Source organism: Fulvivirga sp. (assembly GCF_040218215.1).
Classification (GTDB): domain Bacteria; phylum Bacteroidota; class Bacteroidia; order Cytophagales; family Cyclobacteriaceae; genus Fulvivirga.
Genome location: NZ_JAVJQL010000011.1, coordinates 143,852 through 159,870, shown reverse-complemented (window position 1 = coordinate 159,870; position 16,019 = coordinate 143,852). Strand labels below are relative to the sequence as shown.

Below are 16,019 nucleotides of genomic sequence, written 5' to 3'. Positions count from 1 at the left end.
ATTCAACCTAAACCAAATAGATAAAGCGGCTTACCTTTCAGTAAGCCGCTTTTGTTAGTCATTCAAAATAGTAAATACCTTTACCATTTCATTTCCTTCCTCATCAACCACAACAAGCACGTGTTCACCCTTAGCTCCATCAATTTCCATTTGATGAAAATCACGCGTACTACCCAAATATTCACCATCTAAATGCCAAAATAAATCTTTACCAGCTGTGCGATATGCAACTTCAAAAATTGCGCTTCCTCTGCTGCCATCCAGCTGCGTAGGGATAAAGACTTTGCTGGTGTTTTTAGGATATATGAACTCCATCAAAGGGTCCGAATCAAAATCCATGCAATCTTCTCTAAACGGTGGTAGAGTTGCATATAAAGGCGATTTTCTTTTGTAGTACCACTCTTGCATAGGAGGTAAAACAAACCATTTCTCGTTTACAATTTCAGAAGGAAGTGCGCAATCTGCGTTTACCTGCCAGAGTCTATCTTTGCTTAAATGCACTAGTCTATGATATGGGCATATTGGAGTCTTTTTGTTAGTGATGGGTAGTGCTACAGTATCAGCAGCTTCACAATATTGCGAAGCTCTATAGCCACTTTTTGTGCACACAGCCGCCTCCACCACATCATCAAGTGGCAATTCAAACCATGAAGTTCCTGGCAATTGATCAAACAATTCAAACATCAATGGCGCTGCTGCTGTAACTCCTGTCAACCCAGGCCTACCTTCTCCATCAGCATTGCCAACCCACACTGCTACCACGTATTCCGGTGTAGCACCCACTGCCCAGGCATCCTTATTTCCAAAACTTGTACCCGTCTTCCAGGCTATGTGCCTACTGGAAGAAAAGGACTGCCAGCCATCTTCACTCACCGGGCGAGTGACCTCCTTCATGGCATTAAAGGCATGATAGATGGCCGCTGCCGAAACAACTTTCATAGATTTTGTAGATTGCTCTCTTTCTGATTCAATAATATTTGACCTAAACCAATCTGAACTTGGATATGCAACACCACCATGCTTTAAAACCCTGGCCATGCCACTGTACATGCTTGCCAAATCGAGAAGTTGGGCTTCAGCACCACCAAGTATCAATGACAAACCATAATGACTGGAAGGAAAACGTAACGATGACATTTTCATTTTTTTGAGATCGTTGTAAAACCGATCTACTCCATACTGCTGCAGCAAACGAACAAAAGGCACATTAAGGGAGCGATAAAGTGCCTCATTTGCCCTTGCGACTCCGTCAAAAGACGGGAAATAGTTTTTTGGAACATAACCGGAAATATAGGTGGGAACATCAGGCACCAGCATTGTTGGGAGCAATTCTCCGTTGGTAAGTGCCGAAGCATATAGAAAAGGTTTAAGTATACTGCCTGTACTTCTATTGGCAATAACAACATCTACATCGTTATCATGCTCTTTGGTATAATTGGCATTGCCTACATAGGCAAGTACACTTCCATCCTCTACTTTTACAAGGACTGCCGCGGCATTGTATATTTCATTATTAGTCAAATACTGTACGTGATTATTTAAAATGCGCTGTGCATTACGCTGTAGGTTAGATTTAATTGTAGTAGCCGCCCTCTTTCCGGGGCTTTTAGAATAAACCCTGTCCAAAGCATGTTGCGCTACATTAGGGAGTTGTTGGGGTTCCCCTGGCAATGGTTCCAACTTAGAAAGTTGATTGGTTTCCTCATCAATCACATCCATTTCCAGAAGCTTGTCGAGAAGGAAATCCCTTTTTCTTTTTAGAATATCATGGTTCTTACCGGGGTAAATTAAAGCTGGTGCATTGGGGAGTACAGCCAGAGCTGCATATTCGGCCCAGGACAACCGAAAAGGAGAACGGCCATAATATCGCCATGAAGCTGCTTCCAAGCCCACCACATTTCCACCAAAAGGTGCATTGGAAGCATACATTTCTAAAATCCTTTCTTTAGAATAATTGACTTCAAGATGCAGTGTAATAAATGTCTCAATAATCTTTTGATACAGATTTCTTGGCTTACCATCCCTGAGCAAACGTGCTACTTGCATGGTGATGGTGCTACCGCCTTGAACAATTTTGCCTTCAGCAATATTTACTTTTATGGAACGAAAAATAGAAGCTGGATTAATGCCAAAGTGATAATAAAAATATCGATCCTCGAAGGCTAGAATGCATTTTTGGAACTTTAGAGGAATGGAATCAGCAGAAGGAAAACGCCATTGTCCATCAGAGGCTATTCTAGCTCCCAACAAAACCCCTTCAGTAGACTCAAGAACAGTTGCCGTAGGTTTTTCAAATTCCGGATTAGGTATAATAAATCTTGAAAACAAAAGCAGGGTAATTAACCCTGCCATTGCCCATTTGATATATTTTTTCACTTTAATCTTCATCCCTACAAGGAATTATTTTATTCCCCTGGGCGTACTACTTCAACCCATTTTCCAGCTTCTCTGGCAAATATCTCATTGTCATACATGCATTCTGCTGACACCGCAGGCAGATAAAATTTGCCTAAGTACGCAGCATTAAGAAGGATCTTAAACGTCTTAGTGAATCCGCCACTATTATAAGTACTATATCTACTCAAATTAAAATATGTAAGCACCCTGTCATCTCTTATATCCTGATATTGTGGGACATCTACCCTGTTTAATGCTTCATTACCATCCATTCTTGTATTTAGGATTTCCCACCCTGATGGGAAAATCTGAGTTATGGCCATGTCTTGAAGATAAATATTTGGATTATTGTGGCTGACGGTCACCAAGGCTGCAAAATCTGTTCCCTGCTCAATCTTTGTTGGATCGATGTTGCCCCCATCCATATTCTGGTATTTAACTGAAATTGAAAGGTTTTTACTCTCTGAAATTTCTTCCCCCTGTGGCGCAATACCTGATACCACCATTCTAGCAAATAATACCCCTTCACCACGGTTAGTTACTTTTGCTGTTCCTGATTTTCCTTTTGAGACATCAACTTGTACAAGTTTCAAAGGCAGATTAGAAATCATATCTTCCTTTTTGCCATTGATATCATATTTAAATTTCATCTCTTTTGAAGTTCCGCTAGTACCAGCATACTTAACCATCGCCAATAAACAATATGCAGTAGATTGTGTACTCATCCATTGTTTGCCAGATAATGCACTGGATATTTGCTTCGCAAGAGATATTGCCTCTGTTTTTCTATTCATTACACTCATAGCCTCAAGCATCATCGCATTATCTCTATCTACTGAACCATAGGTGTAGCTGTCGTTACCTTTAGTAGGTACATAAGTGCTTAAATTACCTATCAATTGATTGGCTATATTAGATTGGCCAGCCAGATGGTAGGACAACGCCAGCCTCCAAATACCAGTAAGTCCCATCTTGTTATCTGCCTTTAGCCTATTCATTGCCCCAATTTCCGGCTTACCCGCCAGTGCCAAAGTATAAAGCCTGTAGGCTTGAGCGAAGTCATATCGATAATTGACATGATTACCTCTAGAGTCCGTAGTTGTGACAGGACTATAATTTCTTGCCGTTCGTTGTTGATATTGAATCCATTTGTTTTTCAACCCTATTGGTAATGTAAAACCTTTAGCTTCTGCCTCTAGCATAAAGTGTCCGGCATAGCTCGTAGCCCAGTCACTGGATGCTGTTCCGTTCGGCCAGTAGCTAAATCCTCCATCGCTGAATTGGAAACTATTAAGTTTTCGTAGTGCTGATTTTACATTGTCAGACATTCGGGCTTGTACCTTAATATCAATTTCCATTACATCTGCAATATAAAGCTGCGGGAAAGCCTGAGAGGTAGTCTGCTCAATACAGCCATGAGGGTACTCAATCAAATACTTAAGTCTGCGCTCAAAATCAACAGGGGGGATATTCGATAGTTCAAGGCTTGCTGAATTGGTTCCTGTAATACCAAATAACTCATAATTAAGATCAGCAGATTGACCTTCTTCAATTACTGCTTCCACAAACTTTGACGATACAGTATTCGGGATTCTTACTTCCAACTCTATCGGATATGAAGCCTTTTCCCTTCCCGAGGTAACAGTAACATTAAGCTCTCCTTTTCCAATAGCTTGCGCAACTTCTAATTCAAAATTTACTACCTGATCTCCTACCTCGTTAAAATGAATCTTCTTAATACTTTCAAAACCTTTTTTAAACTTGTCATTAGCCTCCACTTTAATGGTAACATCCTTCACTTTAGTATCCATTGCAAAAACAGTGACAGGAAGTTTTACAACCTCATCAGGGCCTAAAACCCTTGGAAGGGTAGCCAGTACCATCAATGGTTTTTTAACTGGAGTTGTCTTTTCTGCATTTCCATAGGCTCCATCCTGGCCGGCAATGACCATAGTACGCACTGAACCTATATAATTAGGAATATCAATCTCGTGATTGTTAGTTCCTCCTCCTTTCAATTCATAAGGCCCATAAAAACGAACCATAGGTTTAAAGCGGTTCACCTTTTCTTTAGCACCCCCGCCTAGGTCTTCATCACCACCTACACTTAATAATCTCTCTAACTTTCCTCCATAAGCACCAAGCACATAGTCATAAAGATCCCAGGTTTTGACCCCTAATGCTTCGCGAGCATAGAATACAGGGTGTGGATTAGGTGTACTGAACCTGGTAAGATCCAATAGACCATCATCAACAACTGCCACAGTATAAGTCATTTTTTTACCATTCTTTTCTGAGATTTTAACGTCCACTTTAGTTTCAGGTGCTAACTCATCAGGCATAACTATAACTGGCTCCAGATGTGTTTGTGGATCAGAAACCGCAATAGGAATCACACCATAGAGCCTGATGGGCAAATTGTTGTCATGGACATGCGGCTGAAGCATAGTAACACTTACAAATGCGTTAGGTGCCATGTCCGGAGTGATGGTCAGGCTATGGTTAACTTCCTTACCATCCACCTCTATCCAGGTGGCCTGCAATACCTTAGAACCCGACTCAACAGTAAGCAATGCTCTTCCCTTATCACTTGCAGGGATAGAAATTTTGGCGGCTTCACCTACTTTATACTCACCTTTGTCGGATGAGAATGAAAGCATGGATGCACCTCCCGGGTTCTCTCTTGTTCCTCTTCCAGCCCAGCCTGGCCAATCTATGTAAACAATCTTTCCTGTACTATGGCCACTTTCCTTATCTGTAACCCGCACCATATAACGGCCCCAGTCAGGGTATTCAATTTTAAAATTAAAAGAACCCTTCCCATTAACTGTTTTAGCTTTAAACTTTTGTACCCACCCTTTGTATGAGCTACCAACATAGTTGGCCAAATACTCATCAGATGAATCCCACCACCATCTCCAATTCAATTTATATACTACCACATCCAGGTCATCAACGCTCACCTGCTTGCCATCAGGATCAACTGAAACCAGGTTTACTGTATGAAGAGTATCTGTGAGAAGCATTCCTCTTCTATCTCCTTCAGGAGTTTTTATTCCTATATATCGCTCAAATGGAGAATATGGAATAGAGTATCTGTCAATACTAAAATCACCACTTTCTTCGAATACGCGGGTAACAAAGTTGGCCTTTAACATACCTGGTGCGGTATCATGAACCTTAATATTGGATGTTACTTGTGCATTTCCATTCTGGTCAATGTTACTATCAAAAATCACCTGTTCTTCGGCACTAAAATTTCTTGCAGGATCAGTAAAATGATAGTCTGGGAATTTGTCAAATTTTGTTGCAGCCTGAGTAAGTGTAACACCTACTTTAGCTCTTAAATTTCTTGCCGGAGCTCCATGAAGCCATGATACAGTCATATCCCCTTTAACATCAGGCCTATTTACCGCAATTCTGTCAACCCCAAAATCTAACTTTACCTTCAAACGGTTAGGTTTGATTGCTTCAATTTTTATAATCTTAGTAAACGTTGCCCCACCTACTTTCATTTTTGCTGTCCAGTTACCAGTAGGTGCTTCCGGGTCAGTACTTACTGTAAAATTGTAGAACCCATTAAGACCAATATTTTGAATTTTTCTATGAGTAATCTGACCAAGAGGGTTGGTTAGCTCAAATATTACCGGGTGCGATTCAGGCAATACCTTAGCTTTATCTTCAAGCATTAAGTTCAAGAATAGTGTGTCACCAGGACGCCATACCCCTCTTTCTCCATAAATAAAACCTTTCAGCCCATTCTGCACCACCTGGCCGCTAACATCAAACTGACTTAAAGACAATGAAGATCCATCATCCAGCTTAAGGTACCCGCGTTCAGCTCCATTTTTGGCTACCAACAAATAAGGTTTTGATTCGAGATCAATGGTGATCATGCCTTGTTGGTCTGTTTTTGATGTGCCGATAAGTTGGTTTTGATAGTTAAATATTTCTATGTCAATGCTCGCCAGAGTTGCAGTAGTTCTTATGTCTGTAGCGGCAATCAGCATTTTTTTGTCTTTGCCTGCCTTAGCTATCAGACCAATGTTTGACGCCAGAATGTTTCTAGATACTTTTCTATTTTGTCTGTAGTAGGTAGGATGACAAGGGTTATCACGTTCTTGCCAATCATAGTCGTAATAATATTCATCCTCATAATAGTCTTCATAATAATCCCACTCAGAGTTTTCATAAGAAGCTGGGGCATCCCAATTCTCATCTAAGTCTCCTTCTTCCTCATCGGCTGTATCATCTTCACATGCATAGAGGGAGTATGACCTTCTGAAACCTATTTCAACCCTATAAATGGCACCTGGCTCCTGAGTTATAATCTTAGAAAGGTCGAGTGTGAAATTGTTCCAATTGCCATAGTCAATCTGATTTTCAGAGGTCAGATTAATCTTTTTCTGTACAATAGGTCTGCCTACTCTTGTAAGCTGTGAGGAACCACTAAGATTATTTACCTGTAAAAACTGTCTAATGTTACTTTCATAAATCCTTACAATTTTAACATCAACTGCTTCAAGATTTACCGCTTCAAACGGAAATACCATTCCATCAGTGCCGGGAAGAATTGTGCCATTACCTGATATTCTTACCGCTGGTTTTACCTCTACAAAGTTTACCTCAACTTTTTCAGCCTTGGACAACTTGCTTCCCATAATGTTTTTGATTCCGGTTGTCAGGTAGATGATTTTATTTCCCTTAAGCCTGTCATCGGGGTAAACTTTTACTTCACTGTCTTCAATTACAAATTTCAAGTTCGATTCTCCTTCAACTCTTATCAGGCCTTCGAGGTCCTGATCTTTCTTAACGGGGTCAGAAAATTGGATCTTAATAAACTGGCTAGGTGACTGCACAACAGTCGCTGACATCATTTTAAAATCTGAGAGCGCTGGTATCTCATACTTTTTGTTACCAGATATGTCCAAACCAATATCTTTTCCAGACCATTCCAACAGCACATATCCTGCCTGATCTTTTCTTACCACACTATCAATGGCATAATAATGGGTCTTGCCAGAAGCATCATGCGTCCAACGAATCTTCAATCGTTTATTATTCTGTTCTGCATGCAGAAGTTTCTCAACTTCCTCACCCGACAAATAATCAACAGAATTTAAAGAACCCTTTAAAAAACTCCATACCAGGCTTTTGTCATCATAAGTTGTAGTTCCTTCAACAAATACCTCAAATGACTGCTCAGGAGTCTTAACCTGATAGTTAAAAGTCTGAAATTTTGATTCTACATCAAGTACCTTACCCAATTCAAACTCTATCTGATAGGTAGTAGCAGAAGTAAGATACTCTTTAGGTCTAAATTCTATAGTTTGATTATCGATCCAGAATGCTTCTCCGGCAACTGATGGCGAGAAGTCAAAAAGATTCATATCTATTTGACCTTGAGGTTCAGTAAACTGCTTGCTGGCATCAGCTAAATGAATAGTAAGAAATGCTGTTTTTGATATATAGCCAGACGTAAAGCTGCTAATATATTGGCCAAAGGCAGGATCAACTTTAGAATCTTGATCTTTCTTGCCACAACTAGCAATAGAAACAAGTATTGCCAGAAGGCCGATTAATTTAAATAGAGATGGTTTCATCAGGGAAATAATAAGGGATTAAACAAAAGCACTAAGTTGAGCATAATATCACAAATTTTGAGTAAACAAAGTGCTATTTTGTATTTAATTCATCCCAAAAAATAATGGGAGTGCGTAAACTTGTGAGAAACAGCTATTTCCTAAATCAAAACCTCCAAATCCGTACCCTTCAAATCTTCAGGTTTGTCAATATCATTAAGTGTTTGGGTGGTGCTGTAGGACATTCCCTGATTTTTAATAAGCTTAACTGTTTGAGAAAAAACTTCAGAGTGACTCCATTCTTTAAGACCAAATATTGAAGGTTCAGGACGCTTCATTCCAATTAAGTAATAGCCACCATCCTTTGCTGGCCCCAAGACAGTATCACTCTCATTTAGCAGTTCAAAACCCCTCATAATGATATCAGCCGTAAGTGTATAAATATCAGTGCCTATTAATGCTACTTGCTGATACCCATTGCTGATACCTTCTTCAATAGCATAATACATCTTCTCTCCAAGCGTGTCACCTTTTTGAAGGTATTTTTGATATTTTTCATTATCCCAGCTATCTTCCCTATCAATAAACGATGAATAATAAACAGCCTTATCAATCGGTAAATCTGCAGTTACCTCCTGGGCCTTATTGATCAATTTATAATAAATAGCCAGAGCCGCCTCATCACCCAAGGTTTGGGCGAGCCTTGTTTTAGTTTTACCAAGCTCTGGATTTCTCGCAAAAATGATCAACAGCCTACTCATAGACCTTAACCCCCTTATAGAGCCATTGCGACCAGGATTTGTTATAAGTGTGGACACTGTCAGTGTGTGCGCCCTTATTATCGACTACTTTATGCCCCTTATTTTTCCACTCGAATATACCCCCATAAAGATTAAGCACATTTTTATAGCCAAGCTTCTGTAGTTTTTCACCTATTTTCTCACTCCTATAGCCAACCGAGCAGTATACAACAACTGTATCGTCCATTGACAACCCTTTAAGCATATCCTTATCAAAAGAATCATAGTCGATAAATTTCGCGCCATCTATGTGACTAACTGTAAACTCCTCTTTTGACCGTGCATCTAATAAATTAATATTCTCACTCTGAAGGCGCTTGGAAAGCTCTTCTTCTTTTATGATGGGAACGGTATTATTTAGCAATGATGTTATCTTTTCATCAAATGTCTTTTGTCCCATACACGCATTGGTTAATAATACAATCAGCCAGGAAGCTACATTAATGATTCTCATTTTCATAATTCAAATTCCATCTGTATTTACCAAAAATTTCATAAATCATAAATCCGATTACCGCAACATACTCAACCACAGTTATCCATAATTGTTCCTGAAAACCATTAGCAGTGTAACCGGCATACGTAAAGAAAATCAAAAATGACCACAGTACTGCATAACGATACTTTGTAAAAATACTGAGTATAACCAAGGAAGAAATATACCATGGATGCACAGTGGTAGACATTAGCAAGTGAAAAGTCAACACAAGTAACCAAGGGTAAGCTATAGATAGTTTTCTTGGATAGAAGATACTAATAATCAAGATTCCCAGCAGACTAGAAAGCGCCAAGTCTTTACCTGCCGTTTCAATAATGTTATAACCTCTATCCCAATAGCCATATTCACGCACCAGGTAATATATACTGGCATTAAATTCAAATTTTTGAAAGTACAAACCAACACTCTCCCTCATTCCTTTGATGAACTCACTATTTAAAAATGGTGTAAATAAAATGATTATAAACAGTCCGGTCAGAGCATAAAGTATTAAAGCTTTTTTCACTTTCATCTTTTTCAATAAAGCCGGTAGTAGCATCAATGGAAGCAGCTTAGCAGCAACAGATAGCGCCAAAAACCCAGCAGTATTTAGCATTTTCATTTGCATGAAAAAGTACATAGCTGCCACCAAAAAGAAGATCATAAATGCTTCAAAGTGTAGGTTACCAGTCAACTCTAAAATTATAAGTGGGTTTAGCGCATAGATCAAAATATTGGTCTCAGGCAGTTTCCATTGTCTCAAAAGTTTTACTCCAATAAGTATAGTTCCTACTTCAGCAGCAATAATAAAGAGGCGAATTATACCTGCACTAATCAATATGGAGTTAGTAGGAGCTGCAGCCATCCAAAATAGAAATTGAGCAAAAGGCGGGTATATTGTAAAGTAATTTGGAGAATTGAGTTTACTATACAATTCAACGGTTAACCCGTCAACTGAAACATTATTTTCTATGTAATGAGAAGGTAAATATGCGAAAGGATTAACACCTGCGTCAATTAACTTTCCATCCCAAACAAATCGATAAATATCATCGGATAGATTTGGAAATGAAGCTAATAATAGCACTCTAAAGGCAATGGCTGAATATATGAGAATTTGCAAATCCTTTGCCTTCCATTCCTTATTTATAGTCCACAAGTACAGTCCAAATAGTGCGGCATAAACAATTGAGATATCAAAAGTCTGAGTGCGTTCAAGAAAATAGGCAAAATAAAAATATAGAATTGCTGAAAGGGCAACTACAGGCCAGAGCTTATTTAAACTCACCTTTTCAGGCATGGCTTATCGTTTTCACAGACTGGTAAAAAACCGTAGCAAAACCCAGGGCCAGCATGATATGAAAAACCATCAACCCCCAGTCATTTAGCATGATTCCTGCCGCAACACCCCCTACAAAATACAAACTCAAAAGTCCTTCAAGTATGATTAGTAAATTGATTTTTGGTTTGACATAAATATTGTTTTTCCAGCTGTCTGTTTTGTTGACAATATTAAATTTTGGTGTTCTGATAAAATCGCTTTTAAACCCAAAAAGACCTTCTAAAACTGCCAGCCCATTGTGTAATGACAAACCCATTGATACTGTAAGAAACATTGGGAATATTCTAAAGAAATGTCTTTTTGTATTCATCGGGTTAGTTTGTTTTGAAGCCACCCAATAGAAGAAAGCAATGGAGAAAAAGCCCAAAAGAAATATACTACCAAGATCAAATATCAACTCTAGTTTTGGATTGGCATCTTTAATAAAGAGCATTGGAATACTTAGAATAGAAGCCAAAAGCAAACAAACGAACACTGAACTATTAAATAGGTGAAAGACAGCATGTACTTTGCTGCTAAATTTTATTTTTGACCTTAACACCTTCCAAAGGTTCTTTCTGGCCGTTTCTGCAGCGCCTTTGTTCCACCTATACTGTTGCGATTTTATTGCGGACATGATCACTGGTAATTCAGCAGGAGCAACGCAATCTTCTAAATACTTAAAATTCCATCCTTTCAGCTGAGCCCTGTAGCTCAAATCAATATCTTCTGTCAATGTATCAGCTGACCAACCACCTGCATCTATAATACACTGCTTTCTCCAAACTCCTCCAGTACCATTAAAATTGATAAAACTACCTGCATGACTACGCCCCGACTGCTCAATTGAAAAATGTGCATCAAGTCCAAACGCCTGAAGTTCGGTCAATATTGAATAATCTTTATTGAGGTGGCCCCAGCGGGTTTGCACCACGCCAGTATTATCTTCAAATTGATTAACAGTTTTTATCAGAAAATCTGGAGTAGGGACAAAATCAGCATCAAAGATGGCTATGAATTCCCCTTTACAAATCTCCATCCCATATTGTAGTGCACCAGCCTTAAAACCCACTCTATCTGGTCTGCGGATATGTTCAATATCCAGCCCTTTGGTCTTCCATTCAGTAACTTTTTGTGCTATTATATCAACCGTTTCATCCGTAGAGTCATCCAACAATTGAATTTCTAGTTTGTCCTTTGGGTAATCAAAAGCAGCAACTGCATCAATCAGTCGATTAACCACGTATTTTTCATTATAAATTGGCAGCTGCACAGTTACTGTAGGCAACTCTTTTAATTGAGTTGGTGTATTTACCTGGCTTCTTTTAGCCCTTATATAATGCACTACAAGGTGTAGCTGTCCAAGACTAAACATAAAGATGAACAGCAAAGTAACACAGTACAATATGATAACAATCCACTCCATTTACTCTACAAATACTTCAGTATAGTCCATATGATTTTATAGCCTGCTAAGATAGTACCTTTTACAGTACCAGATATCTTTGAAAACCCAATTCGCTTGCGATAGTTCACAGGTACCTCCACACATTTCATTTTCATTTTAGCTGCCTTGAGTTGCATCTCCACCGTCCAGCCATAAGTTTTATCCTGCATATCCAGAGCCATCAGTTTCTCGTACTTTATAGCTCTAAATGGCCCAAGATCAGTAAACCTAACATTATAAAACAACCTCATTAGGCTTGTTGCTAACCAATTGCCAAATACTTGCTGAGGTGTCATAGCTCCCCTTTCTTTTTTACCCAGCGCTCTGGAACCGATTACAAAGTCAATATCATCATCTATAATTGGTTTCAACAGGTAAGGTATTTCTTCAGGGTAATCAGAATGATCCGCATCGATAAAAACCACTATATCTGGCTTTACCTGTTTCATGGAGATATAATGCATGCCTTTTAAACAAGCACGCCCATACCCTTTAACCTCTTCTTTCAGTACAGTTGCCCCTGCTTTTACCGCTTCCTTTTCTGTCTGGTCTGTTGATGCATTGTTGACTACTATCACTTCTTCAACCAAACCCTTTGGGATTTCTTTTATTACTGAACCAACTCCATTCTCTTCATTGAAGGCAGGTATAATGACATTAACTATGTACTTCATAAATGGCTGCAAAGTAAGTGAATCTCTGCTTTACAAATTGTCACAATTGTTACCAATTAGTAAATAGGCAAAGTTATTTCAAATGTCGTACCGGTTAGGCCATCTGAAAATACTTCGATTTTACCATTTAGCTTGTTTATTGCCAAGTTAACAGCATAAAGACCAAGTCCTGCTCCTTGTGATTTTTCATGACCCCGTTTAAACATGTCAAATATTTCTCCTCTTATTTCATCCGCTATCCCTTGTCCATTATCTGAAAATGAAATTTTACATAGTTTCTTACTTAATTTTTTAGCTTCAATTTTTAATACAAGGCCAATATCTGACTTGAATTGAAATGAGTTCTTAGTTAATTCGCTAAGTGCAATTTCCAGCAAAAGCTGGTCAGACTCGATGGCAAGCCCATCATCAATATTCAACAGAAGCTCATAATTTTCACATCCAATTTGACCAGTCTGTGCTTCCAGTGTTTTAGATATAAACTGCTTTAAACCCAATGAAGTCTTATGCACTTTTCTTTGTTTAACCTCAAACACCGCATTTATGCTTTTAACCCTTGTGTCCAGTTGCATTACACTGTCATTGATCATTCCCAGGTATTGCTTAGAAGGTTCAAGGTCGTAATTTGCCAAATTGTAAATCCCTTTTATAGAAGCAATTGGTCCTTGGATATCATGTGATGATCGATATAAAAAGGTAGCCAAATCTTCATTGGCCAAAGTCAACTCCGCTGTTCTCCTTTTTACAATCTTATCAAGGTTCTGATTCCTTGCCTTAACAATGGCATTAGCCTCTTCCAGCGTCAAATTCGACTCTTTAATCAATTCATTTTGAATTTGAATTTCTTCATTTTGCTCTTCCAGCATACGCCTGCTATACTCTTCCTTTTCCAACGTGCTTTTCATAAAAGAATATAAGAAAAGCATAAAAGGAACGAACAGCACCGAGGTGACCGCTATGTTCTTTACCAAATCTGCGTTAGCTTTTGCAATAAAATCGTCAAACCTTTCGTCTACCTGAAGGTTGGCTACCACTTCTCCTTTCGAGTTTTTTATAGGAGCGAAAGCTGATAGCCATGTTCCATTTTCGGTCTTGTATTCATCTATTACGCCACCAAAATCATAATTCATTCTTAGTTGCGATGGATAATTGACAAACATATGACGGTAATAAGGCTCATCAGAGGAAGTAATAATAAACTCATATTCATCTGACTTACCATTGTACACCATTGTATAGATTGGACTGCTTAAATGGTTTAGCTCTTTTATCTTTTTCAGGATTTGATGAAGCTCCAAATAAATTGAATCGTCTTTGGAATTAATCAGGTCATTTTTCCTTTTGTAATTCTTTGAAATGTATTGATGATCATCTCCATCTATCATCATACTTGCCGTTACAGCTACTGACCTCAGCTTCTGTAAAACATGCTCCTTTGACTTTTTTAAACCCAAATAATGTGATGAGGCAATGAAATAAATAAGTAAAACGGCTATGCCAATCAGAACCACTAACATTAGCCTGTCCTTACCTCTTATATCCTTAATTATGTTTACTCCCATATCAGTTTGAACATAACGGTCTTAAGATGTAGGTGTTAACTTATTTGAGTCCGTCAACTGACATATGGTAAAAAAAAGAGGTCATTATTCTCATAATGACCTCTTTTGCTTTGTTTTAAATTCAGTTAGTAAGCTCTGGCAAAAACCACCTTACCTTTAGAAGGCTTTCCTGAATAGATACAAGTTCCTGCTTCTTCTTTAAAATCCAGCGTAATGCATCTAATAGTGGCCTTGGTTTCTTCTTTGATCTTATCTTCTGTTTCGGCTGTGCCATCCCAATGTGCAAGTACAAAACCTCCTTTAGTATCTAAAACCTGCTTAAATTCATCATAGGTTTCCACTTCAGTAGTATTGTCTGCTCTAAAATCAAATGCTCTTTTATAGATATTTTCCTGAATGTCTGTCATCAAATGATTGATATGAGCAACAGCATCTTCTACTTTAAATATCTGCTTTTCTTTAGTATCTCTTCGAGCAATCTCTAAAGTACCATTTTCCAAATCCCTTGGCCCAATAGCCACTCTTACAGGAACTCCCTTCAACTCATATTCGGCAAATTTCCACCCTGGTGAACTCGTATCCCTGTCATCAAATTTCACACTGATGTTCAGAGCCTGAAGTTCATTTTTCAATTTCTCTGCTACTTCACTTACTTGAGCTAATTGCTCCTCTCCTTTAAATATTGGGACAATAACCACTTGTATAGGAGCCAATTTTGGAGGCAATATTAATCCTTCATCATCAGAATGAGCCATAATCAATGCACCCATCAATCTTGTACTCACACCCCATGATGTACCCCACACATAATCTTCTTTACCATCTTTGCCTGCAAATTTCACATCAAATGCTTTGGCAAAGTTTTGTCCAAGGAAATGTGAAGTGCCAGCTTGCAGTGCTTTTCCATCTTGCATTAAAGCTTCAATGCAATAAGTATCTTCAGCTCCGGCAAACCTTTCACTCTCTGTCTTAACACCTTTAAGCACAGGCATAGCCATAAACTCTTCGGCAAAGGTTGCGTATACTTCTAGCATCTGCTTGGTCTCGTCAATAGCCTCACCTTTTGTTGAGTGCGCAGTATGCCCTTCCTGCCATAAAAACTCTGCCGTTCTTAAAAACAGTCTTGTTCTCATCTCCCAACGCACCACATTGGCCCACTGGTTAATAAGTAATGGCAAATCCCTGTAAGATTGAATCCAATTTTTATAAGTACTCCAGATAACCGCTTCACTGGTTGGTCTTACCACAAGTTCTTCCTCCAATTTGGCTTCTGGGTCAACAATAAGTTTTCCTTTATTATCCGGATCATTTTTTAGCCTGTAATGAGTAACTACTGCACATTCTTTAGCGAAACCCTCCGCATTCTTTTCCTCAGCTTCAAAAAGATGTTTTGGCACAAATAATGGAAAGTAAGCATTTGAATGCCCTGTGTCTTTAAACATTTTATCAAGTGCTGCTTGCATTTTTTCCCAGATACTAAACCCGTAAGGCTTAATTACCATACAACCTCTTACCGATGAATGCTCAGCTAAATCAGCTTTTTTCACCAATTCATTATACCATTGAGAATAATCTTCACTTCTTTTTGGTAATCCTTTCGCCATAACTAATTTCTGGTATGTTTTTTGTTTGTTTTAGAATAAATATTTATTGCGAGCAAATATAATGATATATAACCCTGCTTTTGGGAATTCTCGTTTAATAAATTATGTTTAGTAACCATAAACAAAAAGTGCCATGAAAACGATTAATAGAACT

Annotated in this window: 9 protein-coding genes; all 9 read right to left on the bottom strand. The window is 38.6% G+C overall.

Annotation, left to right across the window (positions count from 1 at the left end; genetic code table 11):
* Nucleotides 1-54 precede the first annotated feature (54 nt).
* Nucleotides 55-2,388, bottom strand: a complete 2,334-nt coding sequence (gene pbpC / locus RIB54_RS05360; RefSeq protein WP_350099606.1) for a penicillin-binding protein 1C — start codon at nt 2,386-2,388, stop codon at nt 55-57.
* A 17-nt stretch (nt 2,389-2,405) separates the two neighbouring features.
* Nucleotides 2,406-8,000, bottom strand: a complete 5,595-nt coding sequence (locus RIB54_RS05355; RefSeq protein ID WP_350099605.1) for an alpha-2-macroglobulin family protein — start codon at nt 7,998-8,000, stop codon at nt 2,406-2,408.
* 140 nt (nt 8,001-8,140) lie between these two features.
* The gene (locus RIB54_RS05350) at nt 8,141-8,740 is read right to left on the bottom strand and encodes a TIGR04282 family arsenosugar biosynthesis glycosyltransferase (RefSeq protein ID WP_350099604.1); all 600 of its coding nucleotides are present in this window, start codon (nt 8,738-8,740) and stop codon (nt 8,141-8,143) included.
* Nucleotides 8,733-9,233, bottom strand: coding sequence for a rhodanese-like domain-containing protein (locus RIB54_RS05345; RefSeq protein WP_350099603.1), 501 nt, complete (start codon nt 9,231-9,233; stop codon nt 8,733-8,735). Before RIB54_RS05345 ends, RIB54_RS05350 begins: the two co-directional genes overlap by 8 nt.
* Nucleotides 9,220-10,557: an MptA/MptB family glycosyltransferase gene (locus RIB54_RS05340; RefSeq protein ID WP_350099602.1), complete on the bottom strand. Its 1,338-nt coding sequence runs from the start codon at nt 10,555-10,557 to the stop codon at nt 9,220-9,222. Before RIB54_RS05340 ends, RIB54_RS05345 begins: the two co-directional genes overlap by 14 nt.
* Entirely contained in the window at nt 10,550-11,953 is a 1,404-nt protein-coding gene (locus tag RIB54_RS05335; protein ID WP_350099601.1) for a cellulose synthase family protein, read from the bottom strand. The genes RIB54_RS05340 and RIB54_RS05335 overlap by 8 nt, the downstream gene beginning before the upstream one ends.
* Nucleotides 11,954-12,009: 56 nt before the next feature.
* On the bottom strand, nt 12,010-12,699 hold the full coding sequence (locus RIB54_RS05330; protein WP_350065635.1) for a glycosyltransferase family 2 protein: 690 nt from the start codon (nt 12,697-12,699) through the stop codon (nt 12,010-12,012).
* Nucleotides 12,700-12,755: 56 nt separating this feature from the next.
* Nucleotides 12,756-14,261 carry a sensor histidine kinase gene (locus RIB54_RS05325; protein WP_350099600.1) on the bottom strand — a complete coding sequence of 502 codons (1,506 nt, stop codon included), beginning with the start codon at nt 14,259-14,261 and terminating at the stop codon, nt 12,756-12,758.
* Nucleotides 14,262-14,386: 125 nt separating this feature from the next.
* On the bottom strand, nt 14,387-15,865 hold the full coding sequence (proS, locus tag RIB54_RS05320; RefSeq protein ID WP_350099599.1) for a proline--tRNA ligase: 1,479 nt from the start codon (nt 15,863-15,865) through the stop codon (nt 14,387-14,389).
* Nucleotides 15,866-16,019 lie beyond the last annotated feature (154 nt).

Bases quoted from the DNA above. Each gene is read 5' to 3' on its own strand.
- RIB54_RS05325 (WP_350099600.1), bottom strand. From the start codon at position 14,261: ATGGGAGTAAACATAATTAAGGATATAAGAGGTAAGGACAGGCTAATG.
- proS (WP_350099599.1), bottom strand. From the start codon at position 15,865: ATGGCGAAAGGATTACCAAAAAGAAGTGAAGATTATTCTCAATGGTAT.
- RIB54_RS05345 (WP_350099603.1), bottom strand. From the start codon at position 9,233: ATGAGAATCATTAATGTAGCTTCCTGGCTGATTGTATTATTAACCAAT.
- RIB54_RS05350 (WP_350099604.1), bottom strand. From the start codon at position 8,740: ATGAGTAGGCTGTTGATCATTTTTGCGAGAAATCCAGAGCTTGGTAAA.
- RIB54_RS05340 (WP_350099602.1), bottom strand. From the start codon at position 10,557: ATGCCTGAAAAGGTGAGTTTAAATAAGCTCTGGCCTGTAGTTGCCCTT.
- RIB54_RS05335 (WP_350099601.1), bottom strand. From the start codon at position 11,953: ATGTTTAGTCTTGGACAGCTACACCTTGTAGTGCATTATATAAGGGCT.
- RIB54_RS05355 (WP_350099605.1), bottom strand. From the start codon at position 8,000: ATGAAACCATCTCTATTTAAATTAATCGGCCTTCTGGCAATACTTGTT.
- RIB54_RS05330 (WP_350065635.1), bottom strand. From the start codon at position 12,699: ATGAAGTACATAGTTAATGTCATTATACCTGCCTTCAATGAAGAGAAT.
- pbpC (WP_350099606.1), bottom strand. From the start codon at position 2,388: ATGAAGATTAAAGTGAAAAAATATATCAAATGGGCAATGGCAGGGTTA.